General features: G+C 57.9%; 19 protein-coding genes, 1 other RNA gene and 1 pseudogene. 11 read left to right on the top strand and 10 right to left on the bottom strand.

All coding sequences use genetic code 11. The features are described from left to right. Positions 1 to 4: 4 nt before the first annotated feature. The 4 genes and pseudogenes from mtgA to AC0V6O_RS12295 all read right to left on the bottom strand — a co-directional run bounded on the left by mtgA (position 5) and on the right by AC0V6O_RS12295 (position 3545). A pseudogene (gene mtgA, locus AC0V6O_RS12310) lies at positions 5 to 675 on the bottom strand (monofunctional biosynthetic peptidoglycan transglycosylase). Further along, positions 672 to 1250 carry a hypothetical protein gene (locus tag AC0V6O_RS12305; RefSeq protein ID WP_486144391.1) on the bottom strand — a complete coding sequence of 193 codons (579 nt, stop codon included), beginning with the start codon at positions 1248 to 1250 and terminating at the stop codon, positions 672 to 674. The pseudogene mtgA and the gene AC0V6O_RS12305 overlap by 4 nt, the downstream one beginning before the upstream one ends. Before the next feature lie 324 nt (positions 1251 to 1574). Further along, positions 1575 to 2477 (bottom strand): RNA polymerase sigma factor RpoH, encoded by a 903-nt coding sequence (rpoH, locus tag AC0V6O_RS12300; protein WP_472639545.1) that lies wholly within the window; start codon positions 2475 to 2477, stop codon positions 1575 to 1577. 114 nt (positions 2478 to 2591) lie between these two features. Then, positions 2592 to 3545 carry an RluA family pseudouridine synthase gene (locus tag AC0V6O_RS12295; protein ID WP_486144389.1) on the bottom strand — a complete coding sequence of 318 codons (954 nt, stop codon included), beginning with the start codon at positions 3543 to 3545 and terminating at the stop codon, positions 2592 to 2594. Positions 3546 to 3585: 40 nt separating this feature from the next. Here AC0V6O_RS12295 and AC0V6O_RS12290 point away from each other — a divergent pair, with 40 nt between their 5' ends. The 5 genes from AC0V6O_RS12290 (at position 3586) to rnpB (ending at position 6791) form a co-directional block, all read left to right on the top strand. Beyond that, positions 3586 to 3975, top strand: a complete 390-nt coding sequence (locus tag AC0V6O_RS12290) for a M67 family metallopeptidase (RefSeq protein WP_486144387.1) — start codon at positions 3586 to 3588, stop codon at positions 3973 to 3975. Positions 3976 to 3985: 10 nt separating this feature from the next. Then, a complete protein-coding gene (locus AC0V6O_RS12285) occupies positions 3986 to 4639 on the top strand; it encodes a histidine phosphotransferase family protein (protein WP_486144385.1) in 654 nt (217 codons plus the stop codon). A 124-nt stretch (positions 4640 to 4763) separates the two neighbouring features. After that, positions 4764 to 5402, top strand: coding sequence for an N-acetylmuramoyl-L-alanine amidase (locus AC0V6O_RS12280; protein WP_486145621.1), 639 nt, complete (start codon positions 4764 to 4766; stop codon positions 5400 to 5402). A 128-nt stretch (positions 5403 to 5530) separates the two neighbouring features. After that, positions 5531 to 6244 carry an aquaporin Z gene (gene aqpZ, locus AC0V6O_RS12275; RefSeq protein ID WP_472639541.1) on the top strand — a complete coding sequence of 238 codons (714 nt, stop codon included), beginning with the start codon at positions 5531 to 5533 and terminating at the stop codon, positions 6242 to 6244. 105 nt (positions 6245 to 6349) lie between these two features. Then, positions 6350 to 6791, top strand: an RNA gene (rnpB, locus tag AC0V6O_RS12270) — RNase P RNA component class A. Between the two features lie 863 nt (positions 6792 to 7654). On the opposite strand, the gene AC0V6O_RS12265 is transcribed toward rnpB, so the two are convergent. The 4 genes from AC0V6O_RS12265 to AC0V6O_RS12250 form a co-directional block, all read right to left on the bottom strand. Then, positions 7655 to 9139, bottom strand: coding sequence for an FMN-binding glutamate synthase family protein (locus AC0V6O_RS12265; protein ID WP_486144382.1), 1485 nt, complete (start codon positions 9137 to 9139; stop codon positions 7655 to 7657). Positions 9140 to 9304: 165 nt separating this feature from the next. After that, positions 9305 to 12706, bottom strand: a complete 3402-nt coding sequence (locus tag AC0V6O_RS12260; RefSeq protein ID WP_486144380.1) for an autotransporter domain-containing protein — start codon at positions 12704 to 12706, stop codon at positions 9305 to 9307. 209 nt (positions 12707 to 12915) lie between these two features. Continuing rightward, positions 12916 to 14226 carry a UDP-glucose dehydrogenase family protein gene (locus tag AC0V6O_RS12255; protein WP_486144378.1) on the bottom strand — a complete coding sequence of 437 codons (1311 nt, stop codon included), beginning with the start codon at positions 14224 to 14226 and terminating at the stop codon, positions 12916 to 12918. Then, positions 14223 to 15026, bottom strand: coding sequence for a metallophosphoesterase family protein (locus AC0V6O_RS12250; protein WP_486144376.1), 804 nt, complete (start codon positions 15024 to 15026; stop codon positions 14223 to 14225). The genes AC0V6O_RS12255 and AC0V6O_RS12250 overlap by 4 nt, the downstream gene beginning before the upstream one ends. Before the next feature lie 272 nt (positions 15027 to 15298). Here AC0V6O_RS12250 and AC0V6O_RS12245 point away from each other — a divergent pair, with 272 nt between their 5' ends. Next, positions 15299 to 16159: a TorF family putative porin gene (locus tag AC0V6O_RS12245; RefSeq protein WP_486144374.1), complete on the top strand. Its 861-nt coding sequence runs from the start codon at positions 15299 to 15301 to the stop codon at positions 16157 to 16159. A 151-nt stretch (positions 16160 to 16310) separates the two neighbouring features. Here AC0V6O_RS12245 and AC0V6O_RS12240 read toward each other — a convergent pair whose 3' ends face one another. After that, complete coding sequence (locus AC0V6O_RS12240; RefSeq protein WP_486145619.1) at positions 16311 to 16961, bottom strand: SIMPL domain-containing protein; 651 nt, start codon at positions 16959 to 16961, stop codon at positions 16311 to 16313. 195 nt (positions 16962 to 17156) lie between these two features. On the opposite strand from AC0V6O_RS12240, the gene AC0V6O_RS12235 reads away from it, so the two are divergent. After that, positions 17157 to 17594 carry a VOC family protein gene (locus AC0V6O_RS12235; RefSeq protein WP_486144372.1) on the top strand — a complete coding sequence of 146 codons (438 nt, stop codon included), beginning with the start codon at positions 17157 to 17159 and terminating at the stop codon, positions 17592 to 17594. Positions 17595 to 17680: 86 nt separating this feature from the next. Here AC0V6O_RS12235 and nhaA read toward each other — a convergent pair whose 3' ends face one another. Further along, a complete protein-coding gene (nhaA, locus tag AC0V6O_RS12230) occupies positions 17681 to 18904 on the bottom strand; it encodes a Na+/H+ antiporter NhaA (RefSeq protein WP_486144370.1) in 1224 nt (407 codons plus the stop codon). 101 nt (positions 18905 to 19005) lie between these two features. Here nhaA and AC0V6O_RS12225 point away from each other — a divergent pair, with 101 nt between their 5' ends. The 4 genes from AC0V6O_RS12225 to AC0V6O_RS12210 all read left to right on the top strand — a co-directional run bounded on the left by AC0V6O_RS12225 (position 19006) and on the right by AC0V6O_RS12210 (position 23347). After that, positions 19006 to 20415: a glycosyl transferase family protein gene (locus AC0V6O_RS12225; RefSeq protein WP_486144369.1), complete on the top strand. Its 1410-nt coding sequence runs from the start codon at positions 19006 to 19008 to the stop codon at positions 20413 to 20415. Next, positions 20412 to 21584, top strand: a complete 1173-nt coding sequence (locus tag AC0V6O_RS12220) for a hypothetical protein (protein ID WP_486144367.1) — start codon at positions 20412 to 20414, stop codon at positions 21582 to 21584. Before AC0V6O_RS12225 ends, AC0V6O_RS12220 begins: the two co-directional genes overlap by 4 nt. A gap of 90 nt (positions 21585 to 21674) precedes the next feature. Beyond that, on the top strand, positions 21675 to 22586 hold the full coding sequence (locus AC0V6O_RS12215) for a sulfite exporter TauE/SafE family protein (RefSeq protein ID WP_472639531.1): 912 nt from the start codon (positions 21675 to 21677) through the stop codon (positions 22584 to 22586). Beyond that, complete coding sequence (locus tag AC0V6O_RS12210) at positions 22583 to 23347, top strand: TIGR02186 family protein (RefSeq protein WP_486144364.1); 765 nt, start codon at positions 22583 to 22585, stop codon at positions 23345 to 23347. The genes AC0V6O_RS12215 and AC0V6O_RS12210 overlap by 4 nt, the downstream gene beginning before the upstream one ends. Positions 23348 to 23420 lie beyond the last annotated feature (73 nt).

The raw sequence follows: 23420 nt of genomic DNA, 5'->3' as shown, positions 1-23420 counted from the left end.
CCACTTAATCGTAGACGCAATCATCCAGCCCGTCACGTTTCACCACATTGATTCGGGCGCGGATCGTGTTGCCATGGCGGGCCAGCCATCCGCTGGGCGCGATAACGGCGCGTTTCTTGGGCAGGGGCAGGGCGGCGGCCATGCGGGCGGCCTCTATCGGGGCGAGCCGTGCGGCAGACTTGCCGAAATAGCGCTGTGCCCCGGCCTCTGCGCCATATGTGCCAATGCCGGTTTCTGCGACGTTGAGATAGACTTCCATAATCCGGCGCTTGCCCCAGATTTTCTCAATCGCAAAGGCAAAATAGGCCTCCAGCCCTTTGCGGAAATACCCGCCGCCCTGCCACAGGAACACGTTCTTGGCGGTCTGCTGCGATATGGTGGAGCCGCCGCGTATGCGGCCCCCTTTGCGTTGTATTCCAGCGCTTTTTCAATCGCTTCGGTGTCAAAGCCAGTGTGCGTGCAGAACTTGCTGTCTTCCGCGGCGATAACGGCGGCAACCAGATTGGGATCGATATTGTCCAGGCTTTCCCAATCCTTGGTGACGGAGTTTTCATCCATCAGCATGGTTGCGGTGATCGGCACGGGCACGAATTTAAACAGGACGATCAGCGCGAGCGATATCCCGAAAAACCACAACAGGAACTTGGCCGTAAAGCGAGCGAGCGTGCGGATCATTGGGACGGTATCAAAGGGGTCCAGTCGATGCGGGCAAATAACCCCTCTGCCAATGCTTCGGCTGTCGGTTCAAGTTCAAGTGGAAAAGACCCACGATATTTTACGATCCATTGATCGCCGGGCGTGCACCCAACCCAAAGGTATGAGACCATGTCAGGATGTTCAGGTCCATAATAGCTTGAAGGAATGTCATAGCGTGCTTGATATTGCTCCAGATCGGTAAAAGCCGGAAATAAGTGCTCGGGGTCTTGCTCGGTAGGAGCTGAGCCGACACGTTGGCCAATAGCGTCGTTCGCGCTTGCGAACTGGCCAATGCAGGTTTCTCCGCGTGAAGGGTAAATATAGAGCGTGAATTCAGAATGCACGCCCTCATAGATGTATCCAATACTCGCATCGCTTCCATCTTGGTCGTACTCGATCACACGAGCCCGAATGTATTTCTCGATCTGCTGCGGAAACTCAATTCCAATCGCTTTATGCACATAGGGATCTTCGGGGTTTTCGACCTGCGACTGCGCAGTCGCTGCATTGGGTGCGAGCGCAATGCAAAGAGCCAGTAATGCCCGCCAAATCAATCGGTTTGTCATTTGGGTTCCCCTGATTGATATGATCCTACATCGAGTTTTGCAGCAGCCCAACACAAAACGCTCGAGGAGCACCCTAACGCTTCTATGTGTCTGTCTGTGACGCGCCGCTAGAGCGCTCGCCGAACTAACGCATCCAAACCCTCCAACGTCATCCCGGACTTGATCCGGGATCCAGTGCGATGAAGCGCTGCTTCTGATCGAAGCACTTCAACGCTTGAGATCCCAGCATCCGCTGCGATGACGGGTGCGGTGGACACAAAAAAGGCGGCCCGAAATGGACCGCCTTTCGTGTTCTTTTAGCAGACCTAAGGCTTAAGCCACCCCAGGCAGCAAACGCTCTCCCGCGATCCGCTGCATTGCTTTTTGCAGCTTCTCAAAGGCGCGCACTTCGATCTGACGAATGCGCTCGCGCGACACTTCGTAAACCTGGCTCAGCTCTTCGAGCGTCTGCGGTTTCTCGGTCAGGCGGCGCTCGGTCAGAATGTGCTGCTCACGCTCGTTCAGGCTATCCATCGCCTCAACCAGCATCTCATGGCGCACATTGGCTTCCTCAGCATCCGCAACCATCTCATCCTGCAAAGGACGATCATCGGTCAGCCAATCCTGCCATTCGCCAGAGCCGTCCTCGCCATTGCGCATCGGCACGTTGAGGGAGCCATCGCCGCCCATCATCATGCGGCGGTTCATGTTGATGACTTCCTGCTCCGGCACGCCCAGATCGGTTGCGATCTTGGTCACGTCCTCGGGCGACAGGTCGGTGTCTTCGTACGCCTCAAGCTGTTTCTTCATCCGGCGAAGGTTGAAAAACAGCTTTTTCTGAGCAGCAGTGGTGCCCATTTTTACGAGCGACCAGCTGCGCAGGATAAATTCCTGCATGGATGCCTTGATCCACCACATCGCATAGGTCGCGAGGCGGAAGCCGCGATCGGCTTCGAATTTCTTGACGCCCTGCATCAAGCCGACATTGCCCTCTGAAATGAGGTCGCTGACCGGCAGGCCATAGCCGCGGTAACCCATGGCGATCTTCGCCACGAGTCGCAGGTGGCTGGACACCAGTTGAGATGCTGCCTCAGGGTCTTCATGTTCTTGATAGCGCTTCGCGAGCATATATTCCTGCTCAGCGGTCAACACGGGATATTTCTTGATCTCGGAGAGATAGCGATTGAGGCTTTGCTCGCCGCTCAGGGCCGGGACTGCCGTTTTCGTCTTAGTCACTGTGTTCCTAACCTTTCTTGCGTCAACCCGCTGCGTTTGGACCTCTAATGAGCATCCGTTTTTTCGGGCCACGCGGTTACATATACGTTGCTTGGCTGTATTTTGCTTCAACTTTCATCGATTAAAACGCCCCAGTTCGTCGATTAGTTCCCGCATATCCTCCGGTAAATCCACGCGAAACCTTAGTTTTTCGTCAGAAATCGGGTGGAGAAAGCCCAATTCCGCCGCATGCAGCGCTTGCCGCGCGAATTTGAGCGAAGTGAGCAGGGATTTCAGCGTCTTGGGTGTCTTTCCGTAAGTTGGATCTCCTAATAGCGGATGGCCAATTGATGCACAGTGAACGCGGACCTGGTGGGTTCGCCCGGTTTCCAGCCAGCATTCGATCACCGCGCTCGATTCGAGCCGATCGAGCACCTTATAATGGGTTACCGCATGTTTCCCGCGCGAGGAATTCTTGTCCAGCACAGCCATTTTCTTGCGATTGGCGTCTGAACGTCCGATTCGCTCGTCAATTGTTCCCTCTTTCTCCGCCGGATGGCCGGCGCAAACCGCGATATAGCGGCGGTGCAGCGAATGGTCCGCGAATTGCCTGGCCAGCCCCTCGTGCGCAGCGTCGGATTTGGCGACGACCAGCAGGCCAGAGGTATCCTTGTCGATCCGGTGGACGATGCCGGGCCGCGCAACCCCGCCAATGCCGGACAGCTCGCCCTTGCAGTGGTGCAGCAGGGCATTGACCAGCGTGCCATCGACATTGCCCGCCGCTGGGTGAACGACCATCCCGGCGGGCTTGCTGACCACGATCAGATGTTCATCCTCAAACACCGCCTCAATCGGAATATCCTGCGGCTGAGCCTCCGCTTCGCTGGCGGCGGGCACATGGATCGAGAATTCGGCCCCGGCCTTCACCTTGGCGCTGGGAGAGGTGGCGGGTGCAGAGCCCAGCGTCACGCGGCCCTCCGCGATCAGGGCCTGCACCCGCGCACGGGACAGCTCGGTCGCCTCGGCCAGCGCTTTATCGAGGCGCGCCGCGTTCGTAATTGTGCCGGTGATGACTTTGTCGCCGCTCATGCTAGGGCCATGCGCGATGGCGATCCCAGTGACAAGAGATGTGGCCACTGCACTGGCCAAGGCAGCCCGCGATGCCCACCCGCTTGAGGCATGCGGGATCTTGACGGGCACGCGCACCCAAGACGGCGCGGAGCAGGTCACCGGGTTCATTCCGGCGCGCAATGTTCACCCTTCGCCGGAAACCCATTTCGAAATCGATCCTCAGGCGCTTATTGACGCGCACCGCGCCGCGCGAACGGGTGATAGCCCGCAGGTTTTGGGCTATTTCCATTCGCACCCGGCCGGGCCAGCGCAGCCATCCAAGACTGACATAGCCATGTCGGCGAGCGATGGAATGATCTGGGTGATAGCAGGCGAGGGCGCGCTTGGCCTCTACCGTGCGGTGGAAGGCGGCTTCGAATTGCTTTGCAGACAGCCTTTGGAGGGCTAAGACAGTCAACATGACTTCGCCAACTGACCTCGCGAGCCTGCTGTGCTCGCGGCTTTGCCACGATATGCTCTCCCCCGTTGGGGCGCTCGCCAATGGGCTGGAACTGCTCGCTGAAGAGCAGGATCCCGAAATGCGCGAGAAGGTGGTCGAACTGCTGGAACAGAGCGCCAAGATCAGCATTGACAAGCTCAAATTCTTCCGTCTTGCGTTCGGCGCGGCGGGCGGATTTGGCGAGGCTGTGCCAGTGGAAGAAGCGCATGATGTGATCGCCGCGCTCGCCTCGGACGCCAAAGAGGTGCAGCTCAATTGGGCCATCACCGAGAAAACCCTGCCTAAGCCAGCGGTGAAAGTGATGCTGAACCTGGCGCACATTGCGCTCGATGCGCTGATCCGGGGCGGGACGATGGATATTGGCGCAGAATTGCACGAAGGCAATGTCGAAATCGTGGTCCGCGCGAACGGCAATCGGATCGCTTTCGACGAGAATATCGGCAGCGCATTGCAAGGCGATTTGAAGCCGGCGGAACTGTCGAGCCGCACGGCGGCGGCGCATATGATTGCAATGCTGGCGGAAGAAAACGGCGGCGGCCTGCAATATAAGCTGGATGACAATGCTCTGGTGATGGGCGCGGTTATGCCGCAGCCTGCCGGGATGATCGGCTAAGCTCGTGGCTGGGCCGGGGAAGGGGCCAGAGCCGGGATCAAAGCCGAGCTTAGGCACTGGCGATGAGCTGGTCCATGCAGAGCGGCTCTCCCCCAATTTCAACGACCGCAAGACGGCGATCAATATGCTGGTCGTCCATTACACCGAAATGGAAAGCGCCGAGGCCGCGATAGAGCGTCTGTGCGACGTGGAAGCAGGCGTCAGCGCGCATTACCTGATCAGCGAAGACGGTGTCGTCACGCGGCTGGTCCCTGAGGAAAAGCGGGCCTGGCATGCCGGCAAGAGCTATTGGCGGGGCGAGAGTGATGTGAATTCTGCCAGCATTGGGATTGAGCTTGACCATCCGGGGCACGGCCTTGGCTACCGCGAGTTTTCAGAGGCTCAGATCGAGGCGCTCGTGCCGCTGATGGCGCGGATTGTGAAGCAATATGACATCCCACGCGCCAATGTGATCGGCCATTCCGATGTTGCCCCGGCGCGTAAGATCGATCCGGGCGAGCTGTTCCCGTGGGATCGGATCGCGCGCTGCGGCCTCACTCTCGCCAAACCAGCCAAGCTCGAACTTGGCGATCCGTTCGACAATGATGGGGCATTTTACCTCGCTCTGGAACGCTATGGTTATGACATCACCGACGGTATCAAAGCGGTTGAGGCGTTTCAGCGCCGCTGGCGGCCAGAGCTGATCGATGGCGTCATTGATGGACAAATTGGCGCAATCCTGTTTCAATTGCTGCTTGATCGGGATCGGGGGATTTCGCGCTAAAGCAGATTGCTGCGCTCGCAGGCGCTGCAATGTAAATTTATAATTTCGCCGAGCGTTATGGTGAATTCTGCGTTAACACTGCTCCCCTGACGGTTCTGGTCGTCGAGAATGAGAGGGAGGGATCCAAAATGACAAAAAAACTATTCGCTGAATTCTTCGGCACGTTCTGGCTGGTGTTTGGAGGCTGCGGTTCCGCGGTGCTCGCAGCAGCTTTTCCTGAATTGGGGATCGGTTTTGTCGGCGTATCGCTGGCTTTCGGTCTGACTGTCCTGACCATGGCTTACACCGTGGGACATATTTCTGGCGGCCACTTCAACCCTGCCGTCTCGCTCGGCCTGGCCGTTGGCGGACGTTTCTCCTGGGCTGAGTTGATCCCATATTGGGCGGCTCAGGTGCTGGGCGCATTCGTCGCATCCGGCATATTGTTCGTGATCGCTAGTGGAGCCGCGGACTGGAGCGGTGCAGGCGGTTTTGCCTCCAATGGCTTTGGTGAGCTGTCACCGGGCGGCTATTCGATGAACGCAGTTCTGATCGCAGAAGTTGTTTTGACGGCGATGTTCCTGATCATCATTCTGGGCTCGACCTCGCCAAAGGCGCCAGCCGGTTTTGCCCCGATTGCGATCGGCCTTGGCCTAACGCTCATCCACCTGATCTCTATCCCGGTCAGCAACACCTCGGTGAACCCAGCGCGGTCTACCGGCGTTGCCTTCTATGCCGAGACGGGTGCTGTGGGTCAGCTGTGGCTGTTCTGGGTCGCACCACTGGTTGGTGCCGCGATTGGCGCATTGATCTGGAAATTCCTGATCTCAACCGATGAGAACGCCGAGAATGTTGGCGGTTAAGGCGAATAACCGCTCGTACCTTGGAACATGACGTGCAGAGGGCTGGCTTTCACAGGAAAGCTGGCCCTTTGTTTATTGGGCATGCTTCTCTATAGCGCCACTCGTCAGGGGGCCAAGGCAGCCGCGTTCCTTCGGCAAGCTCAGGATGAGCGGGTTTGAAGGTGCGAGGAAAGTCCGGGCTCCACGAAGCAAGGGTGGCGGGTAACGCCCGCCGAGCGAGGGCTTTCGGGCCTGAAGCTCAGGGAAAGTGCCACAGAGAGTATACCGCCGATGGACCCTAAAGGTCACAGGCAAGGGTGAAAGGGTGCGGTAAAAGCGCACCGGGGCCTTGGTAACACGGTCCGCATGGCAAACCCCACCCGGAGCAAGGCCAAATAGGGGTCTCGCGCCGTTTTGCGGCAGGAGCGCTTCGCTCTGAGAGACCCGGGTTGGCTGCTTGAGCTGCGGAGCAATCCGTAGCCCAGATGAATGGTTGCCGCCGCGTGGCTGGTCCCCTCGAGGAAACCGCGTGCGGAGACAGAACCCGGCTTATGAGGCCCCCTGACTTTTTGTTTTAGCCTCAGGCGCCGGCGTTCACATCCGTTCACTTGGCTTTCCTCCGCGCAAAAGCGCTCCGGGCGGGCGTCGCCCTTGCGATCGCTGGCGCGACCGTGCTCCGCGACCAAGCCAGTTACATCGCGCCAAGACGCACTGGAGCCTGCCAATTGGCTTGGAATGGATCGAGGCCGCAGGCCTCGCAAGGGGCTTGTCCCCGCCCGCAGCGGCGCGGACTTGTCCGCAAGCCGCGAGGGAAGCGAAGCTGAACGACCGAAGGGAGAACAAATCGCAGCACGGATGTGCTGCGGAACAAAAAACGCATCACCCTGAACTTGGTTGACCTTTGGCCAGCTGCGCTTCCAGGATCCATTCCCCGTACGACGAACAAAGCACGGAACTGGCGATGGATGCTGAACTGAATTCAGCATGACGATGATAGGGAGTGGGGAGCAGAAATTTTCCTACTTGGCGCGCGCCCGTTAGGGCTGGGGCATGCTTCTCCCCGCAATACGCTCACCGCAAAAGAATCTGGGATCAATCCAGGCTATCGGACGAGCACGAAGAGACCCTACGCATACCCATTGGCTTGGTTATGGAGCACGGTCGGCGATCAATCCACCGCAAGGCCCGCTCGTCCTCAAACAGCGAAGCGGTAGGACGAAAGAAAACGGCCGATCGCAGGCCTGGCAGGGCCGAGGACATCGCGTCCGCGGATACGAGCGCGCAATACACAGACTCAAATGGCGCTGCCCAGAGCCTCAGGCCTTTAATCGATCCACTCGATCAATCAGCACGTCTGTGATCGATTGGATTTTTGGCCCTATACTGTGTTCCAGCCGTTCCAAGCGTGTGTTACGAGCGGCGAGTGGAGTGTCAGGCTGCGCGAACTCCAGCACTCGGATACAGCTCATCCAGCGGGCGGCTACGCCCATCGGCACATACGATCCGCACGTGATAGCGTCGCATTTCGCGCGGCTCATGCACGCCCACGCTGTGCGCGATCACGCCCACCTCTTTGCGCATCTGCTCGACGAAGTTGGCCACGCGCACCGCCTTGTCGGTCGGGTCCAGCCCGCGCTGCAGGCTGGGATCATGGGTGGTGATGCCGGTCGGGCAGGTGTTCTTGTTGCACTTCATCGCCTGGATACAACCGAGCGCAAACATGAAGCCGCGCGCCGAAATCACGAAGTCAGCGCCCGCGCACATCGCCCAGGCGACCTCGCTGGGTGTCACCAGCTTGCCGCTGGCGATGAGGCGGATGCGGTCCTTCAGGCCGTGCTTGTCGCGCAGGTCGACCATCATCGGCAGGCTCTCACGCAGGGTCAGCCCGACATTGTCGATCAGGGGCAGGGGTGCAGCGCCGGTCCCGCCATCGCCGCTGTCCACGGTGATGAAGTCGGGCGCGCTGGTGATGCCGCGTTCGCCAATGGCCGTGAACAGCTGATCGAGCCAGCCGTAAGCGCCGACGACAGTCTTGAAGCCAACCGGCTTGCCAGTGACCTCGCGAATATGGGCGATCATATCGAGCAGCTCGTCAATATTGCCGATATCAGGGTGACGGTTGGGCGAGATAGAGGCCGTGTGCGGCTCAATCCCGCGGATGGCGGCGATCTCCTCATTGACCTTGGCAGCGGGCAGAATACCGCCCTTGCCGGGCTTTGCGCCTTGGGAAAGCTTGAGCTCAAACATGCGAACCTGGTCATGAGCGGCGACCTCGCGCAGCTTCTCGTCAGACAGGTTACCGTCTTTGTCGCGCACGCCGTACTTCGCGGTGCCAATCTGGAAGACGATGTCGCAGCCGCCTTCGAGGTGATAGGGCGACAGGCCGCCTTCGCCGGTGTTCATCCAGCATCCCGCCTTTGCCGCGCCGTTCGACAGCGCGCGCACGGCGGGAGTGGACAGTGCGCCGTAGCTCATGCCGGAGATGTTGAAGACCGACGGGGCGTCATAGGGGATGCGTGCGGCGCCTTCGCCAATAACCAGGGATCCCGCCTCAACCGCGTCCTGCTCCAGCGTGGGCCAGGGGCAATTGACGAAGATCGGCGTGCCCACGGGGTCGAGATTGCGGGTCGAGCCGAACGCGACATTGGTCGATTTGGCACCAGCAGCGTCGTACACCCAGTCGCGCTGCGCTCGGTTAAACGGCATCTCCTCGCGGTCCATTGCGAAGAAGTACTGACGGAAGAACTCACCCAGCTCGGAGAAGACGTAGCGCAAACGGCCAATGACAGGGTAGTTGCGGCGCACGGCATCGGCGGTTTGAAAACGGTCGATGAAAAACAGGATGACTACTCCTGCCAAAATCAAGCCGATCACGAAAATGAAGATTGTGCTCAGCCAGCCGAGTGTGTCGATCATTGTGTTCTCCAAAGGGGGGCATCCACTTACGGACGCTTATCTAGCGGATAGCACAAATTGCAAGGTTTTGAGCAAGGCACAGCGCGATTGATGCTGCCCCGATACGAAAAGGCCGGGCACCCTTGTCGGGAACCCGGCCTTTGTTGGTGTGCGTCAGTTTCTAGCTTAGAACTTCCAGTTCAGCGAGAAGCTTCCTTGATTGTTGGTGAGGACACCGCGGCCAAGATCAGATGTGACCGAGAGCGCAGCCTTCACGCGGCTAGACAGAGCCATTTCAGCGCCAGCGTTTACCGATACCCATTCTGGATCGAGTTGGTTGCTGATCTGGAATGCGGCATCTGGTGCGCCGAAGAAGCTGGCCGTAACCGTGTCGACATTGTCCGCCAATTCGCGGGCGTAGGCGACCGAGCCAAAGGCCGTGATCTTGCCAGTGCGTCCTACATCAAGGTCGAGTGATGACATCAGGCCAACCTTCGTGCCGAGCGAGGTGAAATCGCGGCCCTGTACATCAAGCCCGAGCTTGCCAGCACCGAACTCTGAGTAGCCGCCGATCTGGTTGCGAACATAATCCATGCTCACAACTGGACCAACTTCAAAGCCCTTGGCGATGTCGAATGCGTACCCAAGGCGAACCCCGGCGAAGCTTTGTTCACCATCTGCTTGGCCAAGCGCGCTGCTGAACGATGAACTGAAGCCCGCAGTGCCTGCGCGTTCCGTGCCATAGTTCTGGTTGGCAAAGCCGAAGTACATATCAGCAAAGCCATTGCCCGCTTGATAGGCGGCGTAGATCGCAGCCGACCGGCTTTCATCTTCGTTTGGCCGTGAAGCGCCAATTCCAGCTGCGCTGTTGCGAATGTTCGTCATCGCAACACCAAGGCTGAAATTCTCCGAGACCCGCAGATCTGCACCAATGGTGAGTTCACCCGCTTGGGTAAAGGCGGCCTCCTCAAAGGCATTCGAACCGCTAGACCGGTCGACGCTGCCTGCATCGAGGAAGGTTCCACTAACGGTGCCGAAGAAACCCAGCTGACCGTCTTGCTGTGGAGCCGAACCGCCCATTGCAAATCCAGCGTTGCCCGCAGCAGAGAAGCCTGCCGCTGCGCTGTTCGCACCGCGAAGCGCGAGAGTGCGCTGCGCGATTTGGCCAGTGAAACGCTGCGAGAAGCCGTTCGCGATCGTTTGCTGATTAAACGCATTGATCGGCGTCAACGCACCGAGCGATGCACCCAGCGTATCTGCACCAGCACTGTCGATAACATCGAAGATTGCGGCGAATTCAGCATAGCGTCCGCCAAACCGCAGCGTATCAAGCGATGTGCCAAGTGAAGCCAGTGAGCTACCCTGTCCGAGCAGGCCAGCCAAGCTGAGCGCGCCGATTTCGACGACAACGTCCCCGCCTTCAACCCGGCTTTCGGCAGTCAGCAGTGGCGACTGAGAAATCAGCAAGGTCGTGTCAAATGCACCGTCGATTTCGCCTGCGCTTAGAACAGTGAAGGTGCTGCCGAACTGTGGCGTCCCGCGCTCGCTGAAGACAACAAGATTACCGCCAAGGACGGCAAGATTGGAGATTTCAAGCAAGTCAGATGTAACTTGGTTTCCGCGGGTTTCAAAGTCAGCGAACAAGAAGCCGCCGCTGGTTTGGACATAGTCACCATTGATGGCCAGCGTGCCAACCTGGCCGAGCCGGTTCGGACCAACAAAACCGTTCACATTGAAGAATGCGTTGGTGTTGATGGTGCCGCGACCGACGAACTCACCGCCGAGCAAGGTCAGAAGACCTGTGTTCAACGTACCGTCGATGCGCGATTCGCCAGAGAACTGCTCTACGCCGATGATGCTAGTGAACTCGTAACGCCGAGGCAGTATGAACACAGCGCGGTCATTGTCGACCGTCAGACGATCAATCTCGACATCAATGTCGACGCGTGTCCGACCGCGATTGGTCAGAAGAACGTCGAAATATTGCGCTGGGTTTTCAAACGCAGTCCCTGGGGTTCCGTCTGTGTTGTTTGGCACAAACCCGGTTGAACCCGGACCAAGCAGAGCAGAGCTTTCAGGAAGCGTGGTTGGGATGTCTTCAAAACCTGGGGTGATATCGGTGCTGAAGCCTGAAATGTCCTGACCCAGAACCGTGCCAAGCTTCGGACCTGATGCCGTGATGCCCGGCTCGTTTCCGCCTGGAATACCATTCACGATATTGCCATCGGCATCCTGGATGAAGAAGCCCGGATCGAGATCTTGAGTCCAGTGGTTTGGATCAGACCAGCGACCGTTTCCAGCTTTCGCAGAAACATACTTGTAAGCCGTGTTCTCTGTAATGAATTCGAAGAATGGAAACAGCGGATTGTAGAAGCTTACGTCGCTGTAAGTGCCACCTAGGCCGAAGAAATCAAACCCGCCCGAGAGAACTCCGATCGCAAGCGGGAATTCCGCGAGTTGATCAGCGACAAGTGGTGAGCCTGAGTCGCCAGGACCCGTGCCGGCTTCGCCAGGAAGAGCATCGCCATCGAAGAAATCGATTGCCAGCACATCTTCGAGAGTGCCGCAGCTGATTGTATCGCCTGGGAAGTCGCAGCCAGCTTGTTGTTCTGGCGTACGATCAGGATTGTCGAAGTCGGTCCAGTAGTAGACTTGGCTTTCAAACCCGAGGGATGATGATGAGGGCGCCAACGCCGGGAAAACTCCATCGATAAAGTCTGCTGTGCTGCCGAGCAGGCCAAGCATGTTCTCACCCACACGACGAAGGAAACGGTCACCGGTATTCGAACCACCGGTCAGGCCGGTGCCATTTGTACCATATCCAACTTGCACAACGTGAGTGAGCTCTGACAGCGGCGTAAGCAGTAGAGGCAAGGACGGCACATCGGTGATCGGCGCGTCCACTGCGATCAGAGCAATGTCTGCCCATGGGAAGCCGAGACCAGTGTTATCGGCGTTGCCAGTGGGATGAATCACTACGTCAGTGCTCGAAGCGACGCCGCCATCAGCATAGCCTGCCCCTGTACCAATGTAGGTAAACAGGCGGTCTGCGCTGCTTTGCCCTGTCGAGATCAGCAGCGTGGTGTCAGCTCCTGAACCCGGCAAACCATAAGTTTCCGACGAAGTGGTCGCGATTGGGCCATCACTTCCGTTAACGCAGTGCGCAGCAGTTAGGATCGTGCGCGGATTGATCACGCTGCCTGAGCAGTTGAAGAACACGCCGCCATCTGAATTGCGCTGCTGGAAAATGTGCACTGCATATGGCGCAATGTTATCAGGATCGCCGAAATCGACGCCAACGTCATCACGGACTAGAAGACGTTGTTCTGGATCACTGATCGAACCGATATAGCCGCCGCTTGTGCGCGAAGTACGGGCGATTGTGGCGGTTGCCGCTGGAATAACAACTTCAGGGATTTCGAATGAGGTGCTGCTCTGCTCGATTCTGAAACCGGCGAAATCGCCTTGCGCTTCAGTTGAGATACCTTCGCTATCTCCATCGTTTTCAGAGGCATAGGCAGGTGCCGCTAAGAGCCCACTTGCGATGCCGATTACGCCTGCGCTGGAAAGAACATACCGTTTAATCATATTAAACCCCCACTAAGTTGTTTCTATCAACGACTCGGAAGTTACAATATTTTAACCATGAACACGACTCGAATTCTGCACGATCGCTGAACCAAACGACAAAAATGTGACTTTGTTTTGCGACACGCAGCCGCTAACAGCCGGGAAACTGCGGTTCTGAGCCGCGTTTTACCGACGTGGAAAATTCCAAATTTTGTTGTTAGTTATGGTTAATTTCGGCCGATACTGGAGTAATCGAAGCCAGCAGATCGCATATCATCCGGATTGTAGATATTGCGCAGGTCAACGATCACGGGCGCATTGGCCAGCTCCTTCACCCGACTCAAATCAAGCGCCCGAAAAGCATCCCATTCCGTGACGATCGCGACAGCATCTGCGTCCTTGATGGCCGCATACGGCTCGTCGCACATGATCACATTTGGCATCAGAGGCTTGGCAATCTCCATGCCTTCGGGATCAAACGCGGCAACCTCTACCCCGGCATCACCCAAGGTTTGAGCAATAGCGATCGCGGGGGAGTCGCGCATGTCGTCTGTGTTTGGTTTGAAGGTCAGGCCAAGCATGGCGACTTTCTTGCCACGCGCCTTTTCCGTTCCACCCAGCGCGTCGAGCACCTTGCGGCCCATCGCGCGCTTGCGGCTCTCATTGGTCTTGACCACTGCTTCGACGATCCGGGTCGGGCTGTCGTAGTCTTCAGCTGTTTTCAGCAACGCCAGCGTGTCCTTGGGGAAACATGATCCGCCATAGCCCGGACCAGCGTTGAGGAACTTAGAGCCAATCCGATTGTCCATGCCGATGCCGCGCGCGACATCCTGAACATTGGCGCCCACTTTTTCGCACAGATCGGCCATTTCATTGATGAAGGTGATCTTGGTCGCGAGGAATGCGTTGGCGGCGTATTTGATCAGCTCGCTGGTGCGGCGACCAACAAACAGAATGGGCGATTCGTTCAGGAACAACGGGCGATAGACCTCACGCATGATCTCGCGCCCCAGATCATCTTCCGCACCTATCACGATCCGGTCGGGACGTTTGAAGTCGCCAATCGCGGCGCCTTCGCGCAGGAATTCCGGGTTAGAGACGACCGCGAACTTATGCTCAGTGCCAGTGTCTTCGATGATCCGTTCAACCTCATCGCCGGTGCCAACTGGCACGGTGGACTTGGTAACGATCACCGCTTCATTGGCGAGGTGTTCACCGACTTCGCGGGCTACTTCGTAAACAAAGGTCAGGTCTGCATGGCCGTCGCCGCGGCGGCTTGGCGTGCCAACCGCAATGAAAATCGCCTGTGCGCCATCAATGCCTGCGGCCAAATCGGTTGTGAAAGAAAGGCGGCCAGCGGCGACATTGCTTGCGACAAGGCTATCAAGCCCAGGCTCGTAGATCGGCATGATGCCGTCTTTGAGGCGTGCAATCTTGCTGTCATCCTTGTCGATGCAGACGACCTCATGGCCAAAATCCGCAAAGCATGCGCCCGATACCAGGCCAACATAGCCCGACCCAACCATGGCAATTTTCATCGCACTTGTTCCTCGTTGAATGTCTTTATCGTGCCATTATCATCAACAGCTTGCAGAATTCTTCTCTCGGTCCCTTCGAGCACCAGCGCCGTGAGCACGCCCGAGCGAAAGGCACCGGTGTCGACCCCAATCCGATGGCCATTGTCCATCACATTGGGAAAGATGGTGTGTCCGTGCACGACGACTTTGCCAAATCCGCCTTGGTGCCGCAAAAACCGATCTCTAATCCACAGCATGTCACTGCGCTTCTGCTCATCCAGGGCGCGCGCAGGGTCAATTCCGGCATGAACGAATAAATAGTCGCCAGCGATTATCATTTCCTCGAACGCTTCGACATATGCACGCTCTTCAGCTGGAACGATCTCTGGCAGCGCCTTGAACAGTTCCTCGAGCGACATCGCATTGAACTTCTTCGGCGTGATATCATAACTCAGAATTGTCTCGCGCCCGCCATGCTTTAGGAAATGGCGCAGCACATCGATATCATCAAAGGCCTCGAGGAACATTTCCTCATGATTGCCTGCAAGAATGCGGACAGGGCGCTTCTGCTGCCACTTTCGCGCGCGCGCGATCACACCCGCGCTATCGTCGCCTCGATCAACCAGATCGCCAAGTAAGATAACATGGCTGTTGGCCTCGCCCGCTTCCGCATCATCCGCCTCAACCGCTTTGATCAATGCCTTGAACAGGTCAAGTCGGCCATGAATATCCCCAATCGCGTAATAACGCGTCCCAGCAGGAACGGCAGGCAAAGGCGCGTCGGGCCGCGATTGGAAGAGTTTGCGAAGCGTTTTGATCATGGTGCAATAAGAATGCGGTCGCGCCCGTAGTTGGGCGTCGGGGCGCTTTAGGCAAGTGTGGGCTGAACAGCAACTGATCGAGCGTTCACTTTCTGGGTGATGCAAAATACACACACTTGCGACTGTTCACAGGCGAATGCGCAATTTCTCTTGTGCACTGCGGCATTTCTGGGCAAGAAAACTGCGTACTCAGATGAGATTGCCGTAAATAAGTTGGTAACCACTGATGACGCAGGTGGGACGAAGCAACAACACAACATAAGGAAGTTGTAATGCTCACGTCCAAACGCGGCCTCTCCGCCGCATCTCTATCCGCTGGTTTGCTCCTCTCTGCAGCTCCAGCATTTGCTAATGAAGCCGAAGCTGGCGAGAATACTCCAGCGCTGGCAGCATCCGAAATTGCTACCGTTATTGATAGCGAAACTGACCGCGCAAGCGCGCCGGTTGACGCTGCGAAAGCAAGCTATGCCGATGGCGAAGCTGGTTTTGAAGTGACCGCTAATGTTGCTTTGGTCAGCGAATACCGCTTCCGCGGTGTTGACCTGTCCGGCGGCGAAATTGCCATTCAGGGCGGCATCGATCTCTCAACCGATATCGGCATTTATGCCGGTACTTGGGCCTCTTCACTTGATGAGGACACGGTTGGTTTTGGTTCAACTGAAGTTGACGTCTACGGTGGTTGGAGCGGTGATGTCGCCGAAGGCCTAAGCCTAGATGTGGGCGCGATCGCCTATCTCTATCCAGACGCTGGGGCTGGTGATTTCGACTATATCGAATTCTACAGCTCACTTGGTTTCACATTTGGTCCAGCTGAAACAACGGTCGGCGTCGCTTATGCGCCTGATCAGGATTCGCTCGGCAGTACTGACAACTTCTACATCTACGGCGATGTAGGTGTCGGAATCCCAAATACGCCGATCACATTGACTGGTCACCTTGGTTACACCGATGGCTTCCTGACATTCACGAATGACAGCAAGGCATTTGACTGGTCAATCGGTGCAGAAGCATCGGTCCACGGACCGCTCAGCGTTGGCATTTCGTATGTTGGTGTCGAAGGCGATGGCCTGATCGATCCAGGCGGCGTCTTCACCGATGATGCTGTTGTGTTCACATTGAGCGCCAGCATCTAATCACATCTTAGATACTTAGGGTCACATCCCACTTTTGCGAGTGGAGCAGAAAAGGCGCGGGGGCTATGCGCATTGTCCCCGCGCCTTTTTGTTTTGGGCGGATTGAGTGCTCCGCCGATTTCGTGCCAAACAGGTCAGGCTGAGCGCCTACTCAATCAAGCGAAAAGTTCACCGTGGTGACGACACGGACCTTTTTATAAGGGCTGTCGCTCTTGCCCCATCCGCCGCCATCGCCATCGCGCGCTTCGATAGAGAAGTATCCCTGGGTCGCATCCTTGATCGCGCCGACGCCTGAGCCGGAATCTTGCGCAAACTGCTCCGCAGAGGCGCGGGCATCGCGGGTCGCCTCGGCTACCATTTCCGGCTTGATGTCGTTCAATTTGGTGAAGGTGTAGCTCATGCCAGAGCCTTCTTCCAGAAATACACCGCGCCCAACCAGATCGAACTGATTAGCAACCGCCTTTTGTGCGAGTTCAATATTGTCGGTTCTCAGCGCGAGCCGCTGGCGCACGGTGTAGGTCGTGACGCCGCGATTGGTGTGGCTGGAGACATTGGCACCGGTTGGTTGCAGGCTGTCCGCTGGAAATCTGAGCCCCCTAAAGAAACCTTCGATTGCGCGAGTATCTCGCTGCACTTTCCCTTGCGCCTCCGCAAGATTGGCCGCGCTGGCTGAATAGGAGATCGTCCAAGTGGCGAGATCGGCCGTGACGTCGCGCTCGGCCAATCCGCGTACGGTGACAGAACGTTCGGCTTCCTTCGCGCGCAGCAGCCCGTCGCCAAGCAGATACCCGCCCAATGTCATGCCGATTGCTGCGATGGCGGCTGTGCCGAACCAGCGTGTGGTGGTTCGGCCAATCCCACCCTTGCGCCGCGCACCTTCACGCTCCATCTCTTGCTGCGTATCCGTCGCTGTATCCGTCATCACATCCTCCTTTGCTGATGCGATGAATTGTGCTTATTTGTCGATGAACTGAGTTTGAACTGAAAAAGGCCCATCATGACCAAATATCTTCATTCCATGATCCGCGTGACCGATCCCGATGCGACGGTCGATTTCTTTAAGCTGATCGGGCTGGAGGAAGTGCGACGGTTTGATGTCGAGGCGGGCCGCTTCACGCTGATCTTCCTGGCTGCACCGGGACAGGAAGGCGTGGCCGAAGTTGAACTGACCTACAATTGGCCATCTGAAGATGGCAGTGAAGCAGAGACGTATGACAATGGTCGCAATTTCGGCCATCTCGCCTACCGAGTGGAAGACATCTACGACACGTGTCAGCGTCTGATGGATGCGGGCGTGGTCATCAATCGCCCACCGCGCGATGGCCATATGGCCTTTGTAAAGTCACCAGACGGCGTTTCGATTGAGCTGCTGCAGGACGGCAATCTGGAACCGCAAGAGCCGTGGGCCAGTATGGAAAATATCGGCAGTTGGTAAGAAACTGATCGGGCATGGGTGCCGGCATATGGCGGTGAGTATGCCCAATGAGTAATTCAGATTAGTGCGGCTAAGCTGCCTACGCTTTACGTGTTGGTGGGCTGATTACCCTGATCGTCACAGTCGGCATCGGGATGCGTCGTGGTCAGGCGCAAGACAATAAAGCCCAGCACCGCCGAAATTGCTGAGCCGGTAAGGATGCCGATTTTCGCTTCCTCGATGAACATCGGTTGGGTCGGAAAAGCCAGCCCGCCGATAAACAGGCTCATGGTAAAGCCGATCCCGCACAGGATCGATATGCCCCAAATCTCCGCCCAACTCGCGCCCTCCGGACGCTGAGCAAAGCCAGTCTTTTCGGCAATCACAATCGTTGTGAAGATGCCCAATTGCTTGCCGACCACAAGGCCCGCTGCGATCGCCACGGGTAGCGGATCAAACAATGCGCCAATCCCCATGCCCTGAAACGAGACGCCGGCATTGGCGAAACCGAATACGGGCACCACCAGATAGGCGCTCCACGGGGCCATGCCATGCTCAAGCCGCTCCAGCATGGAATTGCCATCCTTGCGCTGCATAGGGATCGTGAGCGCCGCCAGAACACCAGCGATGGTGGCATGGACGCCGGTGTTGAGCACGCAATACCACAGCACCAGGGCGAGCAGAATGTAGGGACTAAAGACGCTGACCTTCATCCGGTTCAGCGCAATCATTAGGCCGAAAACGACAATTGAGGCGACCAGCCATACGAGCTTGATCGTCGGTGTATAGAACACGGCGATCACCATCACCGCGCCAATGTCATCGACGATGGCCACCGTTAGCAGGAACAGGCGCAGCGATGCTGGCACCCGGCTGCCCAGCAGACCGAGTACGCCCATCGCAAAAGCGATGTCGGTCGCCGCAGGGATAGCCCAGCCACTGGCATATTCGCCGCCGCCAGAAACCGTGATATAGACAAGGGCAGGGATCGCCATACCGGCCGCAGCGGCGGCCATGGGTAGTCTGCGTGCAGCCGGGTCAGACAATTGCCCGCCAACCAGCTCGCGCTTTACCTCCAGGCCGACGACGAAGAAGAATATCGCCATCAGTCCGTCATTGATCCAGAGGTGCAGATCATCGAGCTTTGCAATCGGCGTCCAGGCCAGATCGCCGTAGAACAGCTCGCGATATTCGCCCGACAAGGAAGAGTTGGCTGCCAGCATTGCGGCGGCCGCCACAAGGATCAGCAGTATGCCAGCAGACGCATCGCCAACGAACAAGGCGCGCACTGGCGCGAACACCGAGCGTAAGGGGGAGTTTGATTGAGCCATAGTTGCTCTACCCCCTCTCTAAAACTTTCTCCCGTTGCAAGCCTTAACCGAGCGCGATAGGTTGTTTTACACAAGTGGGGATGGGGGCAGCCTTGCAAGTAATGAATTTTGACGTCTGGCAGTGGTTGGTATTGTTCCAGCAAGAGCTACTTTTATTCGCAGGTATTTTCTTCCTAATTGGTGCAGTCGACGATCTTTTAATAGACGTTACTTGGTTGTGGTTGAAGCTCACTGGGCGTGCAAAAACGCAACAATTTGAAAAAGATGAAAACGAAACGCGCGAGTTGTGCGGCGATGCGGCGGTCTTCATCCCGACCTGGTCCGAAGCAGAGGTGATCGGCGTTACGGTTTCTGAAGTGCTGGGCCGCTGGCCTCAGAAGGGCCTGCGTTTGTACGTCGGCTGTTACCGCAACGACTCGGCTACTATCGCGGCCGCCAGTGACGCCGCCAATGGCGATCCACGCCTTCGCATCGTGATTCACGACCGCGACGGGCCCAGTACCAAGGCCGATTGTCTGAACCGGATTTACGCTGCGATGTGCGATGATGAGCGGCGTCGCGGTGTGCGCAATCATATGGTCGTGTTCCACGATGCAGAAGATCTGGTCGACCCCGCCGCACTGTCGCTGCTCGATCGGCATATTGGCCAGCATATGGGCGGCGCGCAATTCGTGCAGCTTCCCGTCCATGCGTTGCGAAATGAGGAAAGCCGCTGGATAGGTAGCCATTATTGCGAGGAATTCGCCGAATCCCACAGCAAGGGCATGGTGGTGCGTGATGCTCTAGGCGCGGCATTGCCCGGGGCGGGCGTTGGCTGCGCGATTGAGCGAGAGGCGATCGAGCAATTGCGCATGCGCCATGCCGACCGTCAGCCATTCGTCGCGGATTCCCTGACCGAGGATTATGAGATGGGTCTCAGCATCACTGAGATGGGCGGAAAGTCGCGCTTCATACGCGCGCGCGCCGCGAATGGCCGGTTGATTGCGACCCGTGCATTCTTCCCTGATAGGATCGATACGGTGGTGCGTCAGAAGACCCGTTGGGTGCACGGCATTGCCTTACAAGGTTGGGACAGGATGGGCTGGTCAGGAGGCCTCATCGAGAGCTGGATGCGAGCGCGCGACCGGCGCGGTCCGTTTACCGCCCTGGTTTTGGTCATGGGCTATACTTTGCTGGCTGTTTCCGCTGCGATCTGGCTCGGGATCAAGCTAGGATATGGCGAGCCATTGCCGTTTTCTCAGATGGCGATCGTACTGCTTTGGGTGAATCTTGCTGCATTTTGTTGGCGCTCGGCCTCGAGGTTCGCATTCACTGCCCGTGAATATGGCACGGCGGAGGGTGTCCGAGCGGTCCTGCGCATTCCGATTGCCAACATCATTTCGATCATGGCTGGTCGCCGCGCAGTGATGGCTTACATCGGGACGCTCGCTGGACGCGCGATCGTGTGGGACAAAACAGACCATTCGGCGCAGCCTGCCCGGCTGACTCAGCCAGCAGGTGGTCGGTCATGACCCAGGTTTCGCAATCACGCCGTGGCGGGCCGCTCGCCATGCTTGGGCTTGTCTTGGCTGTATGGATCAGCGGCCGCGCTATGATGTGGGAAAGCCCGTTTCCCATAACCGAGAGCTTTTCGAAATCGGTTGATGCGATCCTGACTGAGGCTCCGTCTGAGCCTGATCTCGCACCTGCGCGAGCGGTACGCCCGGTTCAGCTCGCCAGCACAGGCTTTATCGCGCCCGCTCAAATCAGAGCACCTGCAATGGGCCTCACCGCAGATGAGCTGCGCGGCAAAGAGATATTCTCGGACACATTACAAATTGCGGCAGGCCACCAGATGCTGCTGATGGCGGCGATGAGCCAGCTGCCGCTGCCGCGCGCGGTTGAAGAGGTATGGGCGCGCTCAGGCGCTCCTAGCTTGCTGATGCAAGACGCGCCGGGTGCAGGCTGGAGCTTACCGAAAGGCGGTACGGACAGAGGCGCCGACACCGCCAAACCTGATCGCTGGTCGCTCGATGCCTGGGCATTCTGGCGTCAGGGTTCCAATTCCGGATTGATTTCGCAAGGGCGGGTTCCCGTCTACGGCGCGAGCCAAGCGGGCGCAGTGCTGCAATATCGCGTTGTGCCTAGCTCTCGCCATGATCCGCGTGCCTATGTTCGCGCCTACCGCGCGCTGGTCAGCAATGGAGAGAGCGAAGCTGCGCTCGGAGTGTCCGCACGTCCAATTGGCGCGGTGCCACTGCGTTTGCACGGTGAAATGCGAGTGACTGACGGCACTTTTGATACCGAAGTGCGCGGCGCTGCCTTTGCCACGACCGAAATCCCGCCGCTGTCTTTGCCAGTGGGCGCGAAAGCTGAAGTCTATGCCCAAGGCGGATATGTCGGCGGCGACAGCTCCACAGCCTTTGTTGATGGCCAACTGGCGGTGACGCGGGAGGTCGCCAAGTTCGATCTTGCCACGTCGCAATCGGCTCGCGTCAGCGTGGGCGGCGGCGCGTGGGCCGGGTACCAGGGGGCTGGGCAAGCGGCGGACGTTCACCGGGTCGATCTGGGGCCAACCGCGCGCCTGGATGTGCGCATTGGCCAGGTGCCAGCGCGCCTTTCGGTCGATTGGCGAGAGCGTGTGTCTGGCGATGCTGCGCCGTCGTCAGGCGTTGCTGCGACCATCTCTACTCGCTTTTGAGCGAGGCTTCACCGCAACCCCTTCATGAATAACGGGGTTTGCGTGCAGCATTGTCTTTAATCCAGAAGCTTGCTGGGCTACTCCGCTGCCATGGATGTCTACCTGCCCATAGCCAATCTGTCAGTGAACGGTTTTTACATCGTCATGCTGGGCGGGCTGACGGGTATTCTTTCCGGCCTATTTGGCGTTGGCGGCGGGTTTCTGACCACGCCTCTGCTGATTTTCTACGGCATTCCGCCTACAGTCGCGGCCGCGTCTGCGGCGACGCAGGTAACCGGCGCCAGCGTGTCGGGCGTGCTCGCGCATCGCAAGCGTAATGGTGTCGATTACCGTATGGGGCTGGTCATGGTCGGCGGCGGTGTTGTCGGCGCGCTGATCGGGGCGTTGCTGTTCCGACTGTTACAATCCATTGGCCAGATCGATGTCGTGATCAACGTGCTCTATGTGGTGATGCTGGGCACGATTGGCGGGCTGATGATGCGAGAGGCAGTCGAGGCATTGTGGCCGCGCAAGGGCGCGACCAAGCAGCCGCGCAAACGCCGCCACCACCCACTGGTTGCCAATCTGCCGATCCGCTGGCGGTTCTATCGCAGCGGTCTCTATATCTCCCCGCTTGCGCCGCTTATCCTGGGCGTGCTGGTGGGTATCCTCACCATGCTGATGGGCGTTGGCGGAGGCTTCATTCTGGTACCCGCAATGCTCTATCTCCTGGGGATGAGCGGCAATGTGGTGGTGGGAACCTCGCTGTTCCAAATCTTGTTTGTGACGATGGTGACGACGATGACTCATGCGCTGACCACCAAAGCGGTGGACATCGTCTTGGCCGGCCTGCTGCTGCTCGGCTCGGTCATGGGCGCACAATTTGGTACGCAGATCGCGCTCAAGGCGAAGCCAGAGCTGCTACGGCTGATCCTGGCCGGGATCGTGATTCTGGTGGCGCTGCGCATGCTTTATGGTTTGGGTATTGAGCCTGATGAGATTTACACGGTGAGCCCGCTATGATGGCGGCGGCGCGCCTTGTATTCCTGGGCCTTGCGGCGATTTTTTTAAGTGCTCAGCGTGAGCCCATTCTGGTGCCAGAAGTCAGTCAAAGCCGGGTGGAGGTTCGCCAAGGCTTCACCGGAGCTGATCTGCTCCTCTATGGTGCAATCGTCGATCCGGCAGGCCCTGCACGCGGCACCGAATACGATATTGTAGTTGTTCTGAAAGGGCCGGCTGAGGCGATCCGCCTGCGTGAGAAAGATCGCATTGCTGGGATTTGGATGAACGCTGGCAGCACTGATTTCCGCTCTGCACCAGCATTCTTCGCGGTCGCATCATCCCGCCCTATCCCTGAAATTGTCGATGAGCGTACTGCCGCGATCTATGAGCTGGGCACGAGCTTTATTCAGCTCAGCCCTTCCGGGCAGATTGAACCGGAAAAGCAGACCCGTTTTTCCGATGGCTTGGTTGATATGCGCAGGCGGCTGGGGCTCTACAAAGAGGACATGAATGGCGTCAGCATCACGGAAAAGGTGCTGTATCAGGCCCGGATCAACCTGCCCTCCAACGTAACGACGGGCCAATACACAGCGGAAACCTTCGCGATTGCTGATGGCCGGGTGCTTGCCAGCGCGACCGCGCCAATCACGGTTGAAAAAGTCGGGCTAGAGGGGCGGGTTGTGAATGCCGCCAATCGCTGGGCGCTGCTCTATGGGCTGGGCGCAATCGCTCTGTCGGTTTTCATGGGGTGGTTTGCTGGCCGGGTGTTCGCGAAGGTCTAAGCCGTTTTGCAGCGCGGCGTATGGCGCAGCTTTTCGGGCAATCTTGACGCGATCTTAACCCCAATATGGTTAC

It is taken from the genome of Erythrobacter sp. JB2-19 (assembly GCF_057365005.1).
This window is presented reverse-complemented; position numbering and strand designations above follow the sequence as displayed.

Excerpts from the sequence above, each read along its gene's own strand:
- AC0V6O_RS12295 (WP_486144389.1), bottom strand. The coding sequence starts at position 3,545 with ATGAGCGGCGACAAAGTCATCACCGGCACAATTACGAACGCGGCGCGC.
- AC0V6O_RS12285 (WP_486144385.1), top strand. The coding sequence starts at position 3,986 with ATGACTTCGCCAACTGACCTCGCGAGCCTGCTGTGCTCGCGGCTTTGC.
- AC0V6O_RS12280 (WP_486145621.1), top strand. The coding sequence starts at position 4,764 with ATGCTGGTCGTCCATTACACCGAAATGGAAAGCGCCGAGGCCGCGATA.
- aqpZ (WP_472639541.1), top strand. The coding sequence starts at position 5,531 with ATGACAAAAAAACTATTCGCTGAATTCTTCGGCACGTTCTGGCTGGTG.
- AC0V6O_RS12265 (WP_486144382.1), bottom strand. The coding sequence starts at position 9,139 with ATGATCGACACACTCGGCTGGCTGAGCACAATCTTCATTTTCGTGATC.
- AC0V6O_RS12260 (WP_486144380.1), bottom strand. The coding sequence starts at position 12,706 with ATGATTAAACGGTATGTTCTTTCCAGCGCAGGCGTAATCGGCATCGCA.
- AC0V6O_RS12255 (WP_486144378.1), bottom strand. The coding sequence starts at position 14,226 with ATGAAAATTGCCATGGTTGGGTCGGGCTATGTTGGCCTGGTATCGGGC.
- AC0V6O_RS12250 (WP_486144376.1), bottom strand. The coding sequence starts at position 15,026 with ATGATCAAAACGCTTCGCAAACTCTTCCAATCGCGGCCCGACGCGCCT.
- AC0V6O_RS12245 (WP_486144374.1), top strand. The coding sequence starts at position 15,299 with ATGCTCACGTCCAAACGCGGCCTCTCCGCCGCATCTCTATCCGCTGGT.
- AC0V6O_RS12240 (WP_486145619.1), bottom strand. The coding sequence starts at position 16,961 with ATGACATTGGGCGGGTATCTGCTTGGCGACGGGCTGCTGCGCGCGAAG.
- AC0V6O_RS12235 (WP_486144372.1), top strand. The coding sequence starts at position 17,157 with ATGACCAAATATCTTCATTCCATGATCCGCGTGACCGATCCCGATGCG.
- nhaA (WP_486144370.1), bottom strand. The coding sequence starts at position 18,904 with ATGGCTCAATCAAACTCCCCCTTACGCTCGGTGTTCGCGCCAGTGCGC.
- AC0V6O_RS12225 (WP_486144369.1), top strand. The coding sequence starts at position 19,006 with ATGAATTTTGACGTCTGGCAGTGGTTGGTATTGTTCCAGCAAGAGCTA.
- AC0V6O_RS12220 (WP_486144367.1), top strand. The coding sequence starts at position 20,412 with ATGACCCAGGTTTCGCAATCACGCCGTGGCGGGCCGCTCGCCATGCTT.
- AC0V6O_RS12215 (WP_472639531.1), top strand. The coding sequence starts at position 21,675 with ATGGATGTCTACCTGCCCATAGCCAATCTGTCAGTGAACGGTTTTTAC.
- AC0V6O_RS12210 (WP_486144364.1), top strand. The coding sequence starts at position 22,583 with ATGATGGCGGCGGCGCGCCTTGTATTCCTGGGCCTTGCGGCGATTTTT.